This is a genomic window from Kribbella sp. NPDC049227 (assembly GCF_043197265.1).
Lineage (GTDB): Bacteria > Actinomycetota > Actinomycetes > Propionibacteriales > Kribbellaceae > Kribbella.
On sequence record NZ_JBICST010000003.1, the window covers coordinates 443,428 to 463,920 of the forward strand.

At 69.7% G+C, this 20,493-nt stretch carries 20 protein-coding genes; 13 read left to right on the forward strand and 7 right to left on the reverse strand.

The window, feature by feature from the left end:
- Window positions 1-31: 31 nt before the first annotated feature.
- Window positions 32-1,831: an AMP-dependent synthetase/ligase gene (locus tag ACGFH6_RS14400; RefSeq protein ID WP_393383725.1), complete on the reverse strand. Its 1,800-nt coding sequence runs from the start codon at window positions 1,829-1,831 to the stop codon at window positions 32-34.
- 107 nt (window positions 1,832-1,938) lie between these two features.
- Here ACGFH6_RS14400 and ACGFH6_RS14405 point away from each other — a divergent pair, with 107 nt between their 5' ends.
- The 7 genes from ACGFH6_RS14405 (at window position 1,939) to ACGFH6_RS14435 (ending at window position 7,464) form a co-directional block, all read left to right on the forward strand.
- Window positions 1,939-2,409 carry a hypothetical protein gene (locus tag ACGFH6_RS14405; RefSeq protein ID WP_393383727.1) on the forward strand — a complete coding sequence of 157 codons (471 nt, stop codon included), beginning with the start codon at window positions 1,939-1,941 and terminating at the stop codon, window positions 2,407-2,409.
- An 11-nt stretch (window positions 2,410-2,420) separates the two neighbouring features.
- Window positions 2,421-2,861: an SRPBCC family protein gene (locus ACGFH6_RS14410; RefSeq protein WP_131514654.1), complete on the forward strand. Its 441-nt coding sequence runs from the start codon at window positions 2,421-2,423 to the stop codon at window positions 2,859-2,861.
- A gap of 4 nt (window positions 2,862-2,865) precedes the next feature.
- A complete protein-coding gene (locus ACGFH6_RS14415) occupies window positions 2,866-4,197 on the forward strand; it encodes an ArsA family ATPase (RefSeq protein ID WP_393383729.1) in 1,332 nt (443 codons plus the stop codon).
- Entirely contained in the window at window positions 4,190-4,588 is a 399-nt protein-coding gene (locus tag ACGFH6_RS14420) for a hypothetical protein (protein ID WP_393383731.1), read from the forward strand. The genes ACGFH6_RS14415 and ACGFH6_RS14420 overlap by 8 nt, the downstream gene beginning before the upstream one ends.
- Window positions 4,579-5,550, forward strand: a complete 972-nt coding sequence (locus ACGFH6_RS14425) for an ROK family glucokinase (protein ID WP_393383733.1) — start codon at window positions 4,579-4,581, stop codon at window positions 5,548-5,550. Before ACGFH6_RS14420 ends, ACGFH6_RS14425 begins: the two co-directional genes overlap by 10 nt.
- A gap of 67 nt (window positions 5,551-5,617) precedes the next feature.
- On the forward strand, window positions 5,618-6,751 hold the full coding sequence (locus tag ACGFH6_RS14430) for an ROK family glucokinase (RefSeq protein WP_131514650.1): 1,134 nt from the start codon (window positions 5,618-5,620) through the stop codon (window positions 6,749-6,751).
- Window positions 6,748-7,464, forward strand: a complete 717-nt coding sequence (locus tag ACGFH6_RS14435; protein WP_393383734.1) for an endonuclease/exonuclease/phosphatase family protein — start codon at window positions 6,748-6,750, stop codon at window positions 7,462-7,464. Before ACGFH6_RS14430 ends, ACGFH6_RS14435 begins: the two co-directional genes overlap by 4 nt.
- On the opposite strand, the gene ACGFH6_RS14440 is transcribed toward ACGFH6_RS14435, so the two are convergent.
- Entirely contained in the window at window positions 7,442-8,623 is a 1,182-nt protein-coding gene (locus tag ACGFH6_RS14440) for an alpha/beta fold hydrolase (protein ID WP_393383736.1), read from the reverse strand. The genes ACGFH6_RS14435 and ACGFH6_RS14440 overlap by 23 nt on opposite strands.
- Before the next feature lie 174 nt (window positions 8,624-8,797).
- On the opposite strand from ACGFH6_RS14440, the gene ACGFH6_RS14445 reads away from it, so the two are divergent.
- Both ACGFH6_RS14445 and ACGFH6_RS14450 read left to right on the forward strand, forming a co-directional pair.
- Window positions 8,798-10,201 (forward strand): FAD-dependent oxidoreductase, encoded by a 1,404-nt coding sequence (locus ACGFH6_RS14445; protein WP_393383738.1) that lies wholly within the window; start codon window positions 8,798-8,800, stop codon window positions 10,199-10,201.
- Window positions 10,202-10,237: 36 nt separating this feature from the next.
- Window positions 10,238-12,556, forward strand: coding sequence for a glycoside hydrolase N-terminal domain-containing protein (locus ACGFH6_RS14450; RefSeq protein ID WP_393383740.1), 2,319 nt, complete (start codon window positions 10,238-10,240; stop codon window positions 12,554-12,556).
- 6 nt (window positions 12,557-12,562) lie between these two features.
- On the opposite strand, the gene ACGFH6_RS14455 is transcribed toward ACGFH6_RS14450, so the two are convergent.
- From ACGFH6_RS14455 to ACGFH6_RS14475, 5 genes are all read right to left on the reverse strand, one after another.
- On the reverse strand, window positions 12,563-13,312 hold the full coding sequence (locus ACGFH6_RS14455) for an enoyl-CoA hydratase-related protein (RefSeq protein WP_393383741.1): 750 nt from the start codon (window positions 13,310-13,312) through the stop codon (window positions 12,563-12,565).
- 61 nt (window positions 13,313-13,373) lie between these two features.
- Window positions 13,374-13,784, reverse strand: coding sequence for a YybH family protein (locus tag ACGFH6_RS14460; RefSeq protein ID WP_393383743.1), 411 nt, complete (start codon window positions 13,782-13,784; stop codon window positions 13,374-13,376).
- Between the two features lie 26 nt (window positions 13,785-13,810).
- Window positions 13,811-15,070, reverse strand: a complete 1,260-nt coding sequence (locus tag ACGFH6_RS14465; protein WP_393383745.1) for a TIGR00300 family protein — start codon at window positions 15,068-15,070, stop codon at window positions 13,811-13,813.
- A gap of 32 nt (window positions 15,071-15,102) precedes the next feature.
- Complete coding sequence (locus ACGFH6_RS14470) at window positions 15,103-15,807, reverse strand: hypothetical protein (RefSeq protein ID WP_393383747.1); 705 nt, start codon at window positions 15,805-15,807, stop codon at window positions 15,103-15,105.
- Window positions 15,800-16,564: an alpha/beta hydrolase gene (locus ACGFH6_RS14475; protein WP_393383748.1), complete on the reverse strand. Its 765-nt coding sequence runs from the start codon at window positions 16,562-16,564 to the stop codon at window positions 15,800-15,802. Before ACGFH6_RS14475 ends, ACGFH6_RS14470 begins: the two co-directional genes overlap by 8 nt.
- Before the next feature lie 296 nt (window positions 16,565-16,860).
- On the opposite strand from ACGFH6_RS14475, the gene ACGFH6_RS14480 reads away from it, so the two are divergent.
- The 4 genes from ACGFH6_RS14480 to ACGFH6_RS14495 are packed head-to-tail and all read left to right on the forward strand — an operon-like array spanning window position 16,861 to window position 20,490.
- Window positions 16,861-17,625: a lysophospholipid acyltransferase family protein gene (locus ACGFH6_RS14480; protein ID WP_393383750.1), complete on the forward strand. Its 765-nt coding sequence runs from the start codon at window positions 16,861-16,863 to the stop codon at window positions 17,623-17,625.
- Window positions 17,626-17,661: 36 nt separating this feature from the next.
- Complete coding sequence (locus ACGFH6_RS14485; protein WP_393383751.1) at window positions 17,662-18,054, forward strand: DUF2237 family protein; 393 nt, start codon at window positions 17,662-17,664, stop codon at window positions 18,052-18,054.
- A 43-nt stretch (window positions 18,055-18,097) separates the two neighbouring features.
- A complete protein-coding gene (locus tag ACGFH6_RS14490; RefSeq protein ID WP_393383753.1) occupies window positions 18,098-19,471 on the forward strand; it encodes a class II 3-deoxy-7-phosphoheptulonate synthase in 1,374 nt (457 codons plus the stop codon).
- A complete protein-coding gene (locus ACGFH6_RS14495; RefSeq protein ID WP_393383755.1) occupies window positions 19,468-20,490 on the forward strand; it encodes a threonine aldolase family protein in 1,023 nt (340 codons plus the stop codon). Before ACGFH6_RS14490 ends, ACGFH6_RS14495 begins: the two co-directional genes overlap by 4 nt.
- Window positions 20,491-20,493 lie beyond the last annotated feature (3 nt).

Here is a 20,493-nt window from a genome sequence, read left to right on the forward strand (position 1 = left end):
AACCGATCGGCTGATACCGGGTGTACGCCGCCTACCTGGTGTAGAGGGCCTCGACATCGGCCTCGTGGTTCTTCATCACGATGTGCCGGCGGAGCGAGAGCTTGAGCGACAGCTCGCCGCTCTCCTGCGTCCAGTCGGTCTCGAGGATGTGGAACTTCTTGATCCCCTCGGCCTTGGAGACCGAGCCGTTGGCCTCGTCGACAGCCTTCTGGATCTCGGCGATGAGGTCCTCGTCGGCGGTCAGCGACGCGACGTCGGTGGGCTTGCCGCGCTCGGTCGCCCACGGCACGATCGTCTCCGGGTCGATCGTGATCAGCGCCGCGATGAACGGCTTGCCGTCGCCGACGACCATGCACTGACTGACCAGCGGGTGCAGCCGGATCTGGTCCTCCAGCACGGTCGGCGCGACGTTCTTGCCGCCCGCGGTCACCAGGATCTCCTTCTTCCGGCCGGTGATCTTGATGAAGCCGTCGACGTCGAACTCACCCAGATCGCCGGTGTGGAACCAGCCGTCCGCGTCGATCGCGGCGGCGGTCGCCTCGTCGTTCTTCCAGTAGCCCTGCATCACCTGGCCGCCCTTGAACAGCAGTTCGCCGTCGTCCGCGACCCCGACCGAGACACCGGGCAGCGGCCGGCCGACGGTCCCGATGCGGATGTCGTCGGGCAGGTTGACCGCCACCGCCGCCGTGGTTTCGGTCAGGCCGTAGCCCTCCAGCACCGGTACGCCGATACCGCGGAAGAAGTGGCCGAGCCGGTCACCCAGTGGCGCGCCGCCGGAGACGGCGTACTGGACCTGGCCGCCGAGAACGGCGCGGAGCTTGCTGTAGACGAGCCGGTCGAACAGCGCGTGCTTGGCCTTCAGCCCGAACGACGCGCCGCCCTTGTCCTGCGCCTGCGAGTAGGCGATCGCGGTGTCCGCGGCGGCGTCGAAGATCTTGCCCTTGCCCTCCGAGTGCGCCTTCTGGCTGGCCGAGTTGAACACCTTCTCGAACACCCGCGGCACGCTGAGGATGAACGTCGGCTTGAACTCGCCGAGGTCGGGGACCAGGTTCTTCACGTCGGCGGTGTGGCCGACCTTGACCATCTTCATCACGCAGCCGACCTGGATGATCCGGGCGAACACGTGGGCCAGCGGCAGGAACAGCAGCGTGCTCGCGCCGTTGACGTCGAACAGGCCGTCGAGGATCTTCACCGCCGGGCCGAGCTCGTCCAGGAAGTTCGAGTGGCTGATCTTGCAGCCCTTCGGGCGGCCCGTCGTCCCGGACGTGTAGATGAGCGTCGCCAGGTCGCTCGGCACGACCGCCGTACGGCGCTTGTCGAACTCGGTGTCGCTGATCTCCTGGCCGAGCACGGTCAGCTCGTCGACGGCGCCGGCCTCGATCTGCCAGACCTCCTGCAGGTGCGGCGCTTCCGGCCGGGCGGACTCGACCACCGCCCCGTGGGCCGCGTTCTCGGCGATCGCGACGACCGCGTCGGAGTCGGTCAGGATCCACTGCACCTGCGACGCCGAGGAGGTCTCGTAGATCGGCACCGTGACCGCGCCGATGGTCCAGATCGCGTAGTCGATCAGGGTCCACTCGTACCGGGTCGCGCTGAGCAGGGCGACCCGGTCGCCGTGCTTCACGCCGGCCGCGATCAGGCCCTTCGCGACGCCGGTCACCTGCCGGGCGAACTCGGCCGCGGAGACGTCGAGCCAGCCTCCCCCTGAGTCCGACCCGACCCGCCGGCTGAACACAGCGGTGTCAGGATGGGAGGACGCGTTCGCCCAGACGGGGTCGCTCAGGCTCCCGGTGGGTGGCTCGGTCACAGCAGGAACGGTGTACTCACGCATCCGCGTCTCCTCAGTCGGTCACGAATTGTCGACTTCCGGCGCACGCTACAGTCACCTACCCATAAGTAGCCAGGTTCATGTGACCCAAGGAACAGGTGCCCGCAGCAATGCCCACGCTCGACCTCAGTTGCGACGACCTGGTCGTTGCTGATCCAGCCTACGTCGCCGAGCGACTCGGTTCGGACACCCTCTGGCGCGAGTGGTGGCCGGAGCTGACCCTGACCCCCTCGGAGCGGCGCGGCCTGGAGGGCGTGCGCTGGTCGGTGACCGGCGCGGCCGTCGGTACGGCGGAGTGGTGGCTGGAACCGGTCCGCGACGGGGTCGTGGTGCATTGGTACCTGCGTGTCGATCCGCGCCGGCCGGTCCGCGGCCGGGCCCTGGACAGGTTGCGGGAGCGGTACGTCGCGGCGTACCGGGAGCGGATGTGGCGGTTCAAGGACGAAGCCGAGGCAGGCCGCGCGGCGGGCGAGCACCGTCCCGGATCCGATCCCGCGATAGTCTCCGGTGAGGACACCGCACCCGGCCGTCCTCGTACCACTCGTCCCACCGGTTCCCGCACCACCAGCCCTGGCAGTTAAGAGGTGTATCAATGGCGGAACAGACCACCTCGACCATCGTGGTGAACGCGACCCCGAAGCAGATCATGGCGGTGATCGCGGACTTCGCGGCGTACCCGGAATGGGCCGACTCGATGCGGGAGACCGAGGTGCTGTCCACCGACGAGGCCGGCCGGCCGAAGCAGGTACGCTTCCGGGTCGACGCCGGGGCGATCTCGGACGAGTACACGCTGGCCTACACGTGGTCCCGCAACGAGGTGACCTGGACGCTGGTGCAGGCCAAGATGGTGAAGGGGATGGACGGCGCCTATGTGTTGCGCGACCTGGGTCCGGACGGGCAGGAGGGGACCGAGGTGACGTACCGGCTCGCCGTCGACGTGGCGATCCCGATGATCGGCATGCTGAAGCGCAAGGCCGAGAAGGTCATCATCGACACCGCCCTGAAGGGCCTCAAGAAGCGCGTCGAGTCGTAAGTCCGTGACTCGGGTCCTGCTGTACACGGGTAAGGGCGGCGTAGGCAAGACGACCTCCGCCGCGGGAACGGCCACGCTCGCCGCGCTGCGCGGGCTGCGCACGCTGGTGCTGTCGACCGATGCCGCGCACTCGCTGTCGGATGCGTTCGACTGCGAGGTCGGTGGTGAGCCGACCGAGGTCGACGACCTGCTGTTCGTCCAGCAGATCGACGCACAGCGCCGGTTCGAGCGGTCCTGGGGCGACATCCAGGCGTACCTGCGCTCGGTGCTGAACATGGTCGGGGTCGACCCGATGGAGGCCGAGGAGCTGACCGTGCTGCCCGGCGCGGAGGAGGTGCTCGCGCTGCTCGAGGTGCGCGACCACTTCCGGTCCGGGCGCTGGGACGTGATCGTGGTCGACTGCGCGCCGACCGCCGAGACGCTCCGGCTGCTCGCGTTGCCCGAGGCCCTCAACTGGTACATGGGTCGCATCTTCAACGCCGAGCGCAAGGTGATGAGAACCTTCCGGCCGTTCCTGAGTCGTCCGTCGGGCATCCCGGTGCCGGACGACACGGTCTTCGACGCACTGCGGCGGTTGCAGAGCGACCTGTCGGACATCCGCACGCTGCTGGCCGGCCCGGACGCGTCGGTGCGGCTCGTGCTCACGCCGGAGGCCGTGGTCGTCGCCGAGGCGCGGCGTTCGCTGACCCGCCTCTCGCTGTACGGCTACCGCGTCGACGGCGTGGTGGCGAACCGCGTGTTCCCGGCCGCGGGCGCGGACACCTGGCGGCGTCAGTGGGTCGCGGCGCAGCGCGGGATCCTCGAGGAGGTCGCCGACTCGTTCCGGCCGTTGCCGATCTGGGAGTCGCCGTACCGGGTCTGTGAGCCGGTGGGTGTCGAGGAGCTGGCCGCCTTCGCGGTCGAGATGTACGGCGGGGACGACCCGTTCGCCCGGGCCACGGACGAGACGTCGCTGTGGGTGGACCGGCACATCGACACCGACGGCCGCACCTACACGCTGACCATGCCGTTGCCGCTGGCCTCCGCGGACGAGCTGGAGCTGGCCCGGCACGGCGATGAGCTGATCATCACGGTCGGGTCGTACCGCCGGGTGCTGCCGCTTCCGGCCGCGCTCGCGCGTGGAGTGGTCGCGGGTGCGCGACTGGACGAGGGACGGCTGCAGGTGCGGTTCGCGCCGCGCGAGTCGGCGCGTCCGGTGCCGTCCGGCGAAGTGCCGAGTGGGAGCGGACCGCTGGAGTCCGCGCAGGAGCTGGCGCAGGGCCTGACAGCGGAGTACCACGAGCAGTTGACCCAGCAGCGTGCGCGCGAGGCAGCGATCGGGAGGGCCGTTGAGTAAGGAGCCGATCGGTAGCCTCGCCGAGGAGGCGGCCAAGCTGTTCGCAGTACTGCAGCATGCGGCCGATGTGGACGAGACGAAGCATTCCGAACAGACACCGGCCGCGGACGAAGAGCACCAGCACAAGCTTGGGCCTGACTGCGTCTGGTGCCCGGTGTGCCAACTGATCCACAAGGTGCGGAACACCAGCCCGGAGACGATCGAGCAGCTCTCGGCCGCGGCCGCGCACGTGCTCGGCTCGGTGCGATCGTTGCTGGAGGCAGCCACCGCGGCAGCCCGGCAGACCCAGGAGGACGCAGCGTCGCGCTCCGCCACCAAGCAGGAGGACGAACCGAGCCGGCCGACAGTGGACCGGATCGACGTGAGTGAGGACCCCGAACCATGGGACTGACCATCGGCATCGATGTCGGCGGAACGAAGATCGCGGCAGGCGTCGTCGACGCGGACGGCACGATCGGTGCCCGCGCGAATCGCGACACCCCGGCGGACTCGGTCGACGACACCGCTGCGGCGATCTGCGACGCGGCCGCCGAGCTGATCGCCGCGCACGAGGTGGAGGCGGTCGGGATCGGCGCCGCCGGGTTCGTGTCCTCCGACCGGTCGACGGTGCTGTTCGCGCCGAACCTCGCCTGGCGGGACGAGCCGCTCGGTACCCGGGTCGCGGAGCAGCTGAAGATCCCGGTCGTGGTCGAGAACGACGCGAACGCGGCGGCCTGGGGTGAGTTCGCCTTCGGCGCCGCGAAGGACGTTGAGCACATGCTCTGTCTCACCATCGGCACCGGGATCGGCGGCGGGGTCGTCATCGGCGGCGAGTTGCTGCGCGGTGCCTATGGGGTGGCGGCCGAGCTCGGCCACATGCGCGTCGTACCGGGTGGGCATCGATGCGGGTGTGGAGCTCGGGGGTGCTTGGAGCAGTACGCGTCGGGGCGTGCGCTCGTCCGTGAGGGGCGGGCGCAGGCGGAGGCCGGTTCGCTGGCGGCGATGCAGATGCTGACCGAGTGCGGGATCTCCGACCCGGCCGGACTGACCGGGCCGATGATCACCGAGGCGGCCGCGGCCGGCGACCCGTGTGCGGTCGAACTGCTCGAGGATCTCGGTCGGTGGCTGGGGGAGGGCCTGGCGAGCCTCGCGACCATGTTCGACCCGACCACGATCGTGATCGGCGGCGGCGTGAGCGCGGCGAAGGACCTGTTGATTAAGTCCGCCCAGGTCGCCTTCGAGCGGAACCTGCCGGCCAGGGCCAACCGCCCGCACCCGTCGTTCGGGCTCGCCGAACTGGGCAACGACGCCGGCCTGATCGGTGCCGCCGACCTGGCCCGTCGTCCGGCCCCACCCGCGGAGAAAACCCGGTGATCCTGGCCGCGCGGGATACTGGAGGTAGTCCGGCGGGGGCTGGGGGTACGGCGAGGAGGGTCGTGCAGTGGCTCTGACGCAGGCTTTGACGATCGGGATCGACATCGGCGGGACCAAGGTCGCCGCCGGGGTGGTCGACCCGGAGGCCAACATCCTGGACCGGGTGCGGCGGGACACGCCGACGACGGACCCGAAGGAGACCGAGGACGCGATCGCGGAGATCGTCCGCGACCTGGAGTCCCGGCACGACGTGATCGCGGTCGGCATCGGCGCGGCCGGGTTCGTCGACGGGACACGGTCGTCGGTGCTGTTCGCACCGCACCTGGCCTGGCGGCACGAGCCGCTGCGGGACGCGGTCGAGCGCAGGCTCGGGCTGCCGGTCGTGGTCGAGAACGACGCGAACGCGGCGGCCTGGTCGGAGTGGCGCTTCGGCGGCGGTCAGGGTGAGAGCCACCTGGTCTGCGTCACGCTCGGCACCGGCATCGGCGGCGCGATCCTGAACGACGGTGCGCTGCAGCGCGGGAAGTTCGGCATCGCGGGTGAGTTCGGGCACATGCAGGTCGTGCCGGGCGGGCACCGGTGCGAGTGCGGCAACCGCGGCTGCTGGGAGCAGTACGCGTCCGGCAACGCGCTGACCCGGGAAGCGCGGGAGCTGGCGCTGTCGGGTTCGCCGGTCGCCCACAACCTGCTGCGCGCGGCCGGCGGCGATCCGCGCAAGATCAACGGTCCGATGGTGACCGAGCTGGCCAAGGACGGCGACCCGGTCGCGGTCGAGTTGCTCGAGGACGTCGGCCGTTGGCTCGGGATCGGGCTCGCCAACCTGGCCGCCGCGCTGGACCCGGGCACGTTCGTGATCGGTGGCGGTGTGTCCGACGCCGGGGAGCTGCTGCTGGCGCCGGCTCGCGAGGCGTTCAAGCGGACGCTGACCGGTCGCGGGTTCCGGCCGGAGGCGCGGATCGTGCGCGCTGTCCTCGGCCCGGAGGCCGGCCTGGTCGGTGCTGCCGATCTCGCGCGGGAAGAGGCGACCTGGTTGCGCCGGGTCCGTGTGAAGACGACCGCCGTGACCGCGAAGACCGCGGCCGCCCGGAGTCGCTCCACGCGGCTGGAACGAGCAGCACGCAAGTCGGCCGCCCGGCGTACCGGCATGCGCGCCGACCCCGACCTCCAGCACGCCGACCTGAACGGCGACCCTGAAGCATGAGCGAAGGCCCGCCTCTGCTGCGGGTGCTGTCGTACAACGTGCATCGGTGGGGTGACGATCGGGCTGCGCTCGCGCGGGTGGTGAAGGCGTGTGCGCCGGACGTGATGCTGGTGCAGGAAGCGCCGACCTGGTGGGGGACCCGGCGGAAGCGGCGCGCGATGGCGGCGAGCTTCGGCATGCGGTACGTCGCCGCGTCGGCCCGGAACGCGATCCTGGTTGCCGATGGCACCGATCTGGCGGAGCCGCTGCACTGGCGGATCTGGCGCCCGTTCGTACGGCGCCGGCTCAACCTGATCGCCACCCAACTCCCCGGTGGTGCCGTCGGCGGCCGCGTCACCCTGGGCTCCACCGACCTGGCTCTGATCGTCTGCCACCTCGGCCTGCACATCCGCGGCCGCCGGCACGAACTCGAACAGGTCCTCCGCGGCTGCCGCTCGTTCAACCTGCCGTACCTCCTCGCCGGCGACCTGAACGAAGAACCCGACGGCCAGGTCTGGAAGCGCCTCGCCGCCGAAGGCCTCACCGACCTCGGCGCCGATGCCGGCCCGACGTACAGCTCCTCCAACCCGCACAAGCGCATCGACGGCGCTCACGCCACTCCCACCCTCAGCGCCCGGATCGTCCCCGTCCCCGCCGTGGCGCGCCCCGACCTCCCCGCCGCCTCGGACCATCTCCCGATGCTGATCGAGCTCAGTTCGCCAGGAACCGGTTGACCTCGCTGACCAGGACCGGCCAGGCGGCTTCCTGCTCGGTGATGATGTGGTTGCCGCTGTCCAGGAACACCAGCCGGCTCCCCGGGATGAGCTTGGCCAGCTCGTGCGCCTGCGACTCGGGCACCCGGATGTCGCGCCGGGCATGCACGATCAGGGTCGGGCAGCGAACACTCGGCGCGACGGCCGAGACATCAATGTGCGCGAACGCGTCCAGGAACCGTACGACGTTCTCGACCGACGTGGTGGCCCGCTGCAGTTCGTTGAACGCGTCCCACGTCTTCCTCGGCGCGTCGGGCAGGAACTGGCTGGCGAACACCTGCCGGAACGCGGCGTCGTCCCGGCGCCAGCTCACCCGTCCCAGCGCCAGGTCGAGGGATGCCTCCTGCCGCTCCTCATCGGACGTCGCACGGGCAAGCCTTCCGCGCGAGTAGGCGCCGACCAGAACGAGCCGGCTGACTCGGTCGGGGTGCCGTACGGCGTACTCGATCGCCACCGCGCCGCCCTGCGAGACGCCGAGCAAGGGAAACCGGTCCACGCCTGCTGAGTCGGCCACCAGTTCCAGATCCTCGACCCACGCGTCGAGACCGAACTCGGACACGTTCCAGTCCGACAGCCCGCAGCCGCGTTCGTCGTACCGGACCAGGTAGTGGGCACCCGCGAGCCACTGGATCCAGTGCCGCCAGATGACGCTGCTCCATTCGTGGTCCAGGTGCGTGAGCCAGTTCGCGGCCTTCACCAGAGGCGGGCCCTCGCCACAGACCGCGAACGCGAGCCGTACGCCGTCGGGGGAGTCGCAGTAGTGGATCTCCTGGACCATCCGCGCCGCCGGAGCCGGCGGCAGGCCCGGATCGCCCATCACCTCGACTGGGGCGACGAAGCGGTACCCGACCCCGTGCACCGTGGCGATCACTTCCTGCCGGTGCCCGTCGTCGCCGACCGCGCGGCGAGCGTCCTTCAGCCGGCTGGTCAGCGCGGACTCACTGACGAACCGGTTCCCCCAGACCGCGTCGAGAAGCTCGAGCTTGGGTACGACGCGGTCCCGGTGCTCGATCAGGTGGACCAGGACCCCGAATACCTGGCGCTCGACGCGCACCTGATCGCCGCCCCGCCGGATCACGAAACCACGGGGATCCACTTCGCAGTCGCGGAAGCGATACATGGTCAGGCCCCTCCGATCGAGTCTGCCACGATCCGGCCGCGGCGTGGACCGCAGTCGATCTCGGGATCTCTGCAGATCTTCTTCATGACTCCCGGGCGCGCGGGCTGCGACCGTGATCCGACGGGTGGCGGCTAGGGGTGGCCGCCCCCGTTCCATCCAAGGGGGAGTTTCACCATGAACGACGACCGACTGGGTCATGCCGTGGTCATCGGCGGCAGCATGGCCGGCATCCTGACCGCACGGGTGCTGAGCGACCGATTCGACCAGGTCACCATCATCGAGCGCGACCGGCTGCCTGACGGCCCGGAGGTTCGCAAGGGGGTGCCACAGACGCGCCATCTGCACGCCTTCTGGGCCGGTGGGATGGAGGTCGTCGAGCGCCTGCTGCCCGGCGTCGGGAGCGACTTGATCACCGCGGGTGCGGTGCCGCTGGGCCTGCCGACGGAGATGGCCTGGCTGACCCCTTCGGGGCGATGGAGCCAGGCGTTCCCGGCGAGCCAGCGGATCGTTTCGTCCACCCGTGCACTGCTCGAGTGGACTGTACGCAGCCACGTCGAGAAGCTGTCCAACCTCCGCTTCTTCACCGAGCACGAGGTCACGGACCTGAAGGTCGGGTCGACGGGCGAGGTGGCCGGGCTGAGGCTGCGCGATCGCCGGTCGGGGGCCACGGCGGAGCTGCCTGCCGATCTGGTCGTTGATGCGAGCGGCCGTGGCTCGAAGCTTCCCGAGTGGCTGGCGGACGCCGGCTTCGCGGCTCCGGAGGAGAGCACCATCGACTCGTTCCTCGGCTACGCGACCAGGATGTTCGAGATTCCCGCCGGGTTCAGCGCTCGCTGGGGTGCGGTCTACCTCCAGCCCGCTCCGCCGGTCCACTCGCGTGGCGGGATCATGTTCCCGATCGAGGGGAACCGCTGGGTGCTGACCCTGATCGGTGGCGGTGGGGACTACCCGCCGACCGACGAGCAGGGGTTCCGCGACTTCGCGGCCAGCCTGCGCAGTCCGCTGCTGTCCGACGTCATCGAGGTCGCCGAGCCGGCCTCGCCGATCTGGGGTTACCGCCGTACGGCGAATCGCTGGCGCCACTACGAGAAGCTGGCGATGCCTGGGCGCCTGCTCGTGATCGGCGACAGTCTGTGCGCCTTCAACCCGGCGTACGGGCAGGGGATGACGGTCGGGGCGAAGGAGGCGGAGTTGCTGACTGGGATCCTGGCCGGCTGCCGCTCGTCGGCGGACCTGCCTCGTGCGCTCGAGGGTGCGCAGGGTGCGATCGCCACTCGGGTCAAGGGGCCGTGGATGCTGTCCACCGGTTCGGATCTGCGGTACCCGACGACCGTCGGCGCGACCCAGACCCGGATGGACAAGCTCGTCAACAAGTACCTCGACCGTGTCCTGGCGGCGGTCCCCGTCGACGCCGAGGTGAGTGCCGCGTTCCTGCGCGTGCTCAACCTGATCGACGAGCCACAAGCCCTGTTCGCGCCAAGGCTGATGCCACGCGTGCTTCGGCCGCGGCGCCAGTCGGCCCCCGTCGAGAACGGCTTCGTCGTCGGCAAGCAACTGTCCAGAACGTCGACGGAGTAGCCGACACAACGGTCGTTAGACATAGGATCTCTGCTCATGCGTACCTCGGTGAGTTCCTTGTACTACGACCGCCCGGCAGGCACCTGGCTCGAGGCACTCCCGCTCGGCAACGGCCGGATCGGGGTCATGTGCTTCGGCGGTGTGAGCACGGACCGGATCGGCCTCAACGACGAGACGCTCTGGTCGGGGAGCCCCGAGACCCAGCGGATGCTGTCGACACCGCTTGGCGACACCGGAGCTCAAGCGGTGCAGGCGGTCCGGGACGCACTCGCGGCCGGCGACGTCCGTCGCGCCGAGGGGTTGGCGAACGGCTTTCAGGCCGGCCACTCGCAGGCCTACCTGCCCCTCGGCGACCTGCTGCTCGAGTACACGACCGCCGGGGACGTCACGCAGTACCGCAGAAAGCTCGACCTCGATACGGCGACCGCCACGGCGGAGTATGAGGTCGGAGGTCTCGCGGTCCGGCAGCAGGTGTTCGTGAGCAAGCCGGCCGGTGCGCTCGTACTCCGACTCACCGCATCGCAACCGATCGGACTCACCGCCCGCCTCACCTCGCAGCTGCGATCGCGCGCTCATCGGACCGACGACGGCATCGGCCTGCTCCTCCAGGCACCGGCGAACGTCGCCCCGCCCCACCGCGACGTACCTGACCCTATCCACTACTCCGACGGCCCGGACCGCGGTATGGCGGCGGCCATCTCGCTCCGGGCGACGACCGACGGTGAGATCCGCGCCGACGACACGGGCCTGACGATCGCGAACGCCACCGACGTCACCCTCGTCCTGTCGACGGCCACCGGGTACGACGGCCCGTCGACGCCGCCGACCCGATCGGCCGAGGACTGTTTCACCCAGGCCGACGAGATCGTACGTACAGCCCTCACCCGCGGGTACGACGATCTCCACGCGGAGCACCTGCAGGACCACCAGGCACTCTTCCGCCGCTCGTCGCTCGAGCTGCCGGGCAACGACACCGTCGACCTGCCGACCGACGTACGGCTGCGGAACGGTGACGACCCCGCGCTCGCCGCGCTGATCTTCAACTACGGCCGCTACCTGATGATCGCGAGCTCCCGCCCCGGTGGCCTGCCGACCAACCTGCAAGGCATCTGGAACGACATCCTCCAGCCGCCGTGGAGCTCGAACTACACGGTCAACATCAACACCGAGATGAACTACTGGCCCGCCGAGACGACCAACCTCGCCGAGTGCCACGAACCGCTGCTGACCTACCTCGAGCACCTCGCCGAGGCCGGTCGTCGTACGGCGCAGGAGCGGTACGGCTGCGGTGGCTGGGTCGCGCACCACAACGCCGACGCGTGGTGCTGGACGATCCCGGTCGACGGCAACCCGAAGTGGTCCAACTGGCCGATGGCCGGCACCTGGCTGGTCCGCCATCTGTGGGACCACTACGCGTTCTCGGGTGACCGTGAGTTCCTCGGCCGCGCCTGGCCGGTGCTTCGGGGCGCGGCGGAATTCTGCCTCGACTGGCTGATCGACCTGCCCGACGGCAGCCTGGGTACGTCGCCGTCCACGTCGCCCGAGAACGACTACGTAGCGCCCGATGGCGAGCCGGCGTCGGTGACTGTGTCGGCCACGATGGACCTCGCCCTGATCGCCGACCTGTTCGACCGCTGCGTGATGACCGCCGACATCCTCGAGCTGACCGACCCGTTGGTCGAGCGGTTCGCCGCCGCGCGGAAGCGGATCCCCGACCCGTCGATCGGTAGCCGGGGGCAATTACAGGAGTGGGCCGCCGACCTGACCGAGGATGATCCGCACCACCGGCACACGTCGCATCTGATCGGCGTACACCCTGGCGACCTGATCACGCCGGACCGTACTCCGGCCCTGGCGGCCGCCGCGGCTCGTACGCTCGATCTGCGCGGCGACCTCGCGACCGGCTGGTCGCTGGCCTGGAAGATCAACCTCAGAGCCCGGCTGCGCGACGCGGTCGCGGCGCACCGCTTCGTGCGCGCGTTCCTGACGCCTGCCGACGACACCGAGACGGACTACGTCGGCAGCGGCGCCGGCGTGTACCCGAACCTGCTGTGTGCCCACCCGCCGTTCCAGATCGACGGCAACTTCGGCGCGACCGCGGGCATCGCGGAGATGCTTCTCCAGAGCCACACCGACGAGATCGAACTCCTCCCAGCGCTGCCGACTGAATGGCCGACCGGCCAGGTCACCGGCCTGCGCGCCCGCGGCGGCGTGACCGTCGACATCACGTGGTCACCCGACGGCTCCGAGGCCGTCCTCACCGCGGACCGCGATCAGCAACGCACCATCCGCCACGGCGACAGCCGCACCGCGGTCACCCTCACGGCCGGCGCAGCGCACCGACTGATGCTCTAGCGGGAGTCAGCTCTTCTTGCGGTTGAGGAAGGCGAGCATCGCTTCCTGTGCCGCGGACGAGCCGAAAAGGCTCGCCGACAGGTCGGCGAGATCCTTGCCGCGGGCATCGATATCGGCGAGGAGCTCTCGGTTGAGCAGCTTCTTGGTCTCGTGCAGGCCCTGGGGCACGCCCTTCAGCAGCGACTCCACGACGGAGTCGACCGCGGTGTCGAGGTCGGTGTCCTGAACCGCGACGGTGACCAGACCGAGCCGTGCGGCCTCCGCGCCGTCGAAGGTATTGCCGGTGAGGAACGTGTACGCCGCCGCGCGGTCGGTCAACCGGGGGAGCACGGTGAGCGAGATCGTCGCCGCCGCGAGTCCCAGCCTGACCTCGGTGAGCGCGAAGGTGGTGCCCGCGCCGGCGACGCTGATGTCGGCGGCGGCCACGATGCCGATCCCGCCGGCCCGCACCGGACCCGCGACCCGCGCGACCACCGGCTTCGGGTTGGCGACGATCGCCCGCTGGACGTCGACCATCCGCTGCGCGCCGACGCCCATGCCGATCGTGGTCGCCTCGGACAGGTCGGCTCCCGAGCAGAACACGTCCAGGGCCGACTGGATCACGATCACCCGGACCGCGTCGTCCGCGCCCGCGCTGTCCAGCCGCTCCAGCAGTTCACCGGTGAACTGCTGGGAGAGTGCGTTCTTGTTGTCCGGCGAGTCGAGCGTGATGGTCGCCACGCCGTCGGCCACGGTCAGCTGCACGAGTTCCGTCATGGAGACATCCAACACCCGCTCGGCCCTCGGCGGCTGTAATCAGCCGCACAAGCCTGTGCGGTCAGGCTCCCCGCGGGCTGAGCGGGTCCGCGTGCCGATGGACGATCTTCCAGCCGTCGTCCTCCTTGCGGAAGACCATCGTCGCCCGCAGCGCATGCGGGAACTCGTCGGGCTGGTCGACGTACATCACCGTGCAGCGCTCGATCGCGACCGAGTACGCCGTGTCACTGCCGACGTGCTTGTCGAGGTACTCGAACTCGACCTTGGCGCCACTCGGACGGAACTGCGCCGAGGCCCACTGGTAGCGCGGTCCGACCTGCGACCAGCCGACCTCGAGACCGCCGAAACCACCGAAGATCGAGGTCTGCTCGCTGTGCGACACCAGCGGCATCCACAACGACGAGTCCCCGTTGACGAAGGCCGTGTTGGCCCGCTCGAGCCGGTCCAGGAACGCCTCGAAGCTCTCGGTCACTCCGGGCAGTTTACGGGGTCCGGGGTCTATTTGCCGTCGGCGTACGTCGGGGACAGTTCGCGGGCCAGGTGCTCGATGAACAGGCCGACGTCGGTGACGATGCCGCGGGCCTGGGAGGAGCCGCGGTCGGCCAGTTTGGTCACCGTTGCCGGGTTGATGTCGACGCAGGTGAGCGGGATCGACGACGGCAGGATGTTGCCAGTGGCAACCGAGTGCAGCATGGTCGCCGCCATCAGGCAGTAGCCCACGCCGGGCAGTTCGGCCCGCATCGCGCGCTGCCCCTCGAGCACGTCGGTGTACACGTCCGGCAGCGGGCCGTCGTCGCGCACCGACCCGACCAGGACGAAGTTCTTCCCCATCTTCACCAGCGCGTGCATGATGCCCGAGGTGAGCACGCCCTGCTCGACCGCGGCTGCGATCGAGCCGGCCTTGCGGATCGTGTTGATCGCGCGGATGTGGTGCTCGTGGCCGTGCTCCACCCCGCGACCGCGGGCCAGGTCGACACCGAGCGACGTACCGTAGAGCGACGACTCGATGTCGTGGGTGGCCAGCGCGTTCCCGGCGAACAGGACGTCGACGAACCCGGCCTCGACCAGCGCCACCATCGCGGGCGCGGCGCCGGTGTGCACGATGCCGGGGCCGCCGACCCAGAGCACCTTCTGACCGTTCGCCTTCGCCTCGCGCATGCCGTCGGCGACCTGCATGACCAGCACCCGCTGCGGCTTCTCGCTGGACACGTCCGACTCCATGAAGCCGAACGACTCCTCGGTGTTCGCCACGATCGGCGGAGTGACCTTGACGCCCTGGGCGCTGGTGATGACCCGCATCCCGGCCTTGACGTCGGACATCGGGATGGTCCGGACGAGCAGACCACCCTCGGTCTCCTCGACGACCAGGCCGCAGTCCATCTCCGGATTCTGCACCGGGACCCAGTGGCCCTCCAGCCGCACGCTCGTCGGGAGGTTGGTGGTGGAGTAGAAGCCGTCCGGGAAGACGCCGTCCTGGGACACCTCGGTGATCTCCGGCGTACCGGGGTCGACCAGGTTCGCGCCCTTGGTCTGGATCCGCATCAGCAGCCGCTGCAGCGACTCCTCGTCGTCGGCGCCGACCGTCATCCGGACCGTGGACGGGTCGTCCTTGTCGTAGCCGAGGTCGAACTTGTCCAGCGTGTACTCACCGCCGTACCCGCGGATGTCGTCCAGGACCCGGGACAGCAGCCCGGAATCCATCAGGTGGCCGGTGATCTCGACGGTCTCGGTGACCTGCACGGGTACCTCCCTCGGCATTCGTCGGATTGTCCGACGATCCGCATGCTAGCTCAGACGACCGCCCCGTCATCAGGCGTGTCATCAGGTGGCAACCGATCCTTCATCCGGATCACCAGGGTGAGGAACCCGCCGATGAATCCGACCACCGCGAGCGTGGTGATCCGGCCGGTGCCGAAGTCGAGGACGGCGGCCAGGATCAGCAGCAGCGGGCCGCCGATCAGGCCGAGCCAGGCGATCCGGCTGATCCAGTCCAGCCGGGGTGCGCGCGGCGGCTCCGGCGGGACGAAGTGGTCGTGCGGGTCGTCCTCCCGCTTGGCCGGCCTCTCCTCTTCCTCGTCGTCGTCCGGCGTGTCCTTGATGACGAGCCCGGCCGGTACGTCGATCAGCGGCTCGTACTTGTCGTCGACGTCCTCACTGGCCGGCCACCGCGGCACCGGGCTCTCGTCACCGTCGTGCCCCGGCGCCGACGGCGCGTTGAACTGCTCGACCAGCGACTTCCACTCGGCGTCCTCGGTACTCCGCTCGATCACCGGACGGGCCTGCTCCACCGCCTCCGCGTCGACGAAGATCACGTCGTACCCGGCCGGGATGTGGACCGGCTCCTCCGCCTCTTCGGGAGTCTTGGCCTCGCTCTGGGCCTCGCAGTACGCCGCGATGCCGGCCTCGGCGAGCGCGGTGAGGACCGGTTCGGCGACCAGTGGGTCGATGCCGCCGAGCGACGTGTACGCCGTGGCGGTGAGGCCGTTGTCACGCATCGGCGGCGACCCGGCGGATGAAGGCTGTCGAGTCCGCGAAGATGCGCGGTGCGTCGTTGTCCAGAGTTGCCACGTGAAAGCTGTCCTCGAGCAGGGTCTCGGTCACATCGCGGGACGAGATCGAGGCAAGCACGGTCCGCCCCGAGCTCGGTTCCACCACATGATCGACAGTACTGCGGAACATCAGCACGGGCTGCGTGACCTTGGCCAGATCGTCGCGAGTTATCTGCCACAGCTGGGACAGGGACCGCAGCGCGCGGAGCGGCATCCGGTCGTACGCGCCCTCGTCCATGCTCGGCTTCTTGATGTCGTTCGAGATGCCCGGGAACGACGGCACGAGCCGGGACAGCACCGGCAGCAGCACCAGCCGCTTGTCGTCGGTGCGCACCGACGGGTTGATCAGGACCAGACCGGAAATGTCGGCTCCGTGCGCCTCGGCCAGCCGCAGGACCAGGCAGCCGCCCATCGAGAGTCCGGCCAGGAAGACCTGGTCGTGCTCCTTGCGCAACCGCTCCAGCTCGTTGTCCAGGACGGCGTACCAGTCCGGCCAGCCGGTCCTGTTCATCTCCTGCCAGCTGGTGCCGTGGCCGGGCAGCCGCGGTACGGCGACGCCGTACCCGTCGGCGGCCAGATGCTCGGCGAACGGGCGCATCGACTTCGGCGAGCCGGTGAATCCGTGGCTCAGCAGGACCCCGATCGCGGCGTTCTCCCCGGTCCCGGGACTGCGGTAGTCCTCGGCATGGCCTTGCACTGGCACGGTCACTCCTCGCCGTCACGGTCCTCACAGACGGTCAGGCCGCACCGGCCTGCTCGCAGCTCCATGGTCGCATTTGGGCTGCATCCAGTCTGCAACAAGGTGACAACACGGTGAGCAACACGGAGATTCCTGGCGGTGACATTGCCTGAGGGGGAAGCTGGAACGTAGTGTCCTGCACCGACGGTGGGCGCCGGAGCTTGTCGCGGCCGTCACCGGTGGGCACTGGTGCAGGACGAGGTACAGGCCGACGATGGTCGGTGGTGAAGGTGTCGGGCGAGCGACGGAGGTCGAGGCGGATGCTGTACCTGTTCCTCAGGCGGTTCATCGTCGCCCCGTTGGTGAAGTTGCTCTTCCATCCCCGGGTGACCGGGCTGGAGAACATCCCGACCACAGGCCCGGCGTTGCTGGTCAGCAACCACCTCGCGTTCTGCGACTCGATCTTCCTGCCGGTCGCCGTACCGCGGCAGATCGTCTTCCCGGCCAAGTCGGAGTACTTCACCGCGCCCGGTCTGAAGGGGAAGCTGGTGGCGACGTTCTTCCGGTCCGTCGGCCAGATCCCGATCGACCGGTCCGGTGGGCGCGCCTCGCTGGCCGCGCTGAACACCGGGCTGGACATCCTGAAGAAGGGCGAGCTGTTCGGGATCTACCCGGAGGGCACCCGCTCGCCCGACGGCCGGCTCTACAAGGGCAAGACCGGCGTCGCCCGGATGGCGATCGTGGCCGGCGTCCCGGTCATCCCGGTCGCGATGATCGACACCGAGAAGCTGCAGCCGCCCGGCACGCTCTGGCCGCAGTGGCTGGTCCGCGAGCCCGGCCGCCGGCTGCCCCGGCTGGTCCGCCCGGGCGTGGCGATCGGCAAGCCGCTGGACTTCTCCCGCTACGAGGGCATGGAGCGCGACCGGTTCGTGCTCCGCTCGGTCACCGACGAGATCATGTACGCGATGATGGAGCTGTCCGGCCAGGAGTACGTCGACATGTACGCCGAGAAGGCCAAGGAACTGCTCAAGAAGGGCGAGTCGATCGACGAGCACGTCCGGCTCCGCGACACCAAGGCCAGTTGAGCCCTTCCGACCTCGTCCGCGGGTGAGGATGTCCGCATGGACAGCGACCTGAACGTGCTCGGCGAACCACTGGAGGAGTGCGGGACCGATCCGGTCACCGGCTTCTACCGGGACGGCTGCTGCACCAGCGGCCCCGAGGATCTGGGCAGCCACACGGTGTGTGCCGTAATGACCGCGGAGTTCCTGGCCCACCAGGTCTCGGTCGGCAACGACCTGGTCACCCCGCGCCCCGAGCTGCAGTTCGCCGGCCTCCGGCCCGGCGACCGCTGGTGCGTGGTCGCGGTCCGCTGGCTGCAGGCGTACCGCGACGGAGCCGCGGCGCCGGTCGTTCTCGCCTCGACCCACGCCCGCTCCCTGGACACCATCCCCCTGACGGTCCTGCGCGAACACGCGGTCGACGTACCCGCAGATCCTGGCTCGCTGACCTGAGACGGTCACAGCCCGTCCGGAGGGCTGGCCTAGAGTTGGGGCCATGCAATTCGCGACGCTGAGTGCGGGGGAAGTGCCCGGAGTGCCGGGCCTGGATGATCTGCGGGCGCTGAAGCCGCTGCAGCAGCCGGAGTGGCCGGATTCCGCCACGTTGGACCAGGTGATCGGCGAGCTGCGCAAGCTGCCGCCGCTGGTGTTCGCCGGTGAGTGCGACGACCTGACCACCAAGATCGGTGCGGTCAGCCGCGGTGAGGCGTTCATCCTCCAGGGCGGCGACTGCGCGGAGACCTTCGACGGCGTGACCGCGGAGAACATCCGGGCCAAGCTGCGGGTCCTGCTGCAGATGGCCGTCGTGCTCCAGTACGCCGCGAGCGTCCCGGTGGTGAAGGTCGGGCGCATCGCCGGGCAGTACGCCAAGCCGCGGAGCTCCGGTGAGGAGACGCGGAACGGTGTCACGCTGCCGTCGTACCGGGGTGACGCTGTCAACGGGCTCGAGTTCACGCCCGAGGCCCGGCACCCGGACCCGCACCGGCTGCGCGGCGTCTACAACGCGGCCGCGGCGACGCTCAACCTGACCCGCGCGTTCACCACCGGTGGGTACGCCGACCTGCACCAGGTGCATGCGTGGAACACCGACTTCGTGAAGTCCTCGCCGGTCGGGCAGAAGTACGAGCGACTGGCGTCCGAGATCGAGCGTGCGCTCGCCTTCATGCGGGCCTGCGGCGCCACCGCGGACGAGTTCAAGACCGTCGACTTCTACGCCTCCCACGAAGCGCTGATCCTCGAGTACGAGCACGCGCTGACCCGGATCGACTCGCGCACCCAGCAGCCGTACGACGTGTCCGGCCACCTGCTGTGGGTGGGGGAGCGGACGCGGCAGCTGGACGGCGCGCATGTCGAGTTCCTGGCCTCGCTGTCGAATCCGCTCGGTGTGAAGATCGGGCCGACGACGACCCCGGAGTACATCCGGACGCTGATCGACAAGCTGAACCCGAAGGGCATCGAAGGCCGGCTGACCTTCATCACCCGGATGGGCGCCGGCAAGATCCGAGACGGGCTGCCGCCGCTGCTGGAGGCCGTCCGCGACCACGGCTCGCCGATCGCGTGGGTGTGCGACCCGATGCATGGCAACACCTTCGAGACGCCGAACGGCTACAAGACCCGCAACTTCGAGGACGTCATGGACGAGGTCCAGGGCTTCTTCGACGCGCACGAGCAGGTGGGGACCTGGCCGGGCGGCATGCACATCGAGCTCACCGGCGACGACGTGACCGAGTGCCTGGGCGGCGGTGAGGAACTGGTCGCCGAGGACCTGGTGAACCGGTACGAGACAGCCTGCGACCCGCGGCTGAACCGGCACCAGTCGCTCGAGCTCGCGTTCCTGGTCGCCGAGCGGCTGCGGGGCGCGCGAGCGTGATAGACCTGCGGTCCGACACCGTCACCCGGCCGTCGGCGGGGATGCTGGCGGCGATGACCTCGGCACCTCTCGGGGACGACGTGTACGGCGAGGACCCGACCATCAACCGGCTGGAGGAGACGGTCGCCGGACTGCTCGGGCACGAGGCCGGGCTGTTCACCGTCACCGGGTCGCTTGCGAACATGCTCGGCGTACGGGCGCTGGTGCCGCCTGGGGCGGAGATCCTGTGCGAGGCGAACGCACACATCGCCCGGGCCGAGCTCGGCGCACACGCGGCCGTCAGCGGCGTCACCACGCGGACGTGGAGCGCACCGGCCGGCCAGATCGACCTCGAGCAGATCCGTGCGCTGATCGCGCCGGACCTCGGGTCGTACTTCGTCTCCACCGCGGCGGTGTCGGTCGAGAACACGCACAACTTCGGCGGCGGCGCGATCCAGCACGGGTACGACGCTCTGGCGGACGAACTGGATGGGTTGGGGCTGCCGCTGCACCTGGACGGTGCGCGGCTGTGGAACGCGTCGGTGGCGTCCGGTGTGCCGGTCGCGGCGTACGCGTCGCGTGCGGCTGCTGCCAGCGTGTGCTTGTCGAAGGGCCTGGGCGCGCCGGTCGGCTCCGTGCTGGTCGGATCGACCGAGCTGATCCGCGAGGCCCGCATCTGGCGCAAGCGCCTCGGCGGTGGTTGGCGCCAGGCCGGCGTACTCGCGGCGGCCGGTCTCTACGCGCTCGAGCACAACGTCGAGCGCCTCGCCGAAGACCACGCCAACGCGCGTCTCGTCGCCTCGGTCCTCGCCGACGCCGCTCCCGGCTCCGTCAAACCCGACCAGGTCGAGACAAACATCGTGGTCGCCGACCTCGCTGCCACCGGCAAGACCGTCGCCCAGGTGGTCGAAGCTGCTCGCGCGGCCGGCGTGCTCGTCGGCGGTGTCGGCCACACCCAGCTCCGCGTGGTAACCCACCTCGACGCCTCGACCGCCGACTGCCGTACCGCGGCCGAAACCCTCGCCCGCATCCTTCAGTAGGCG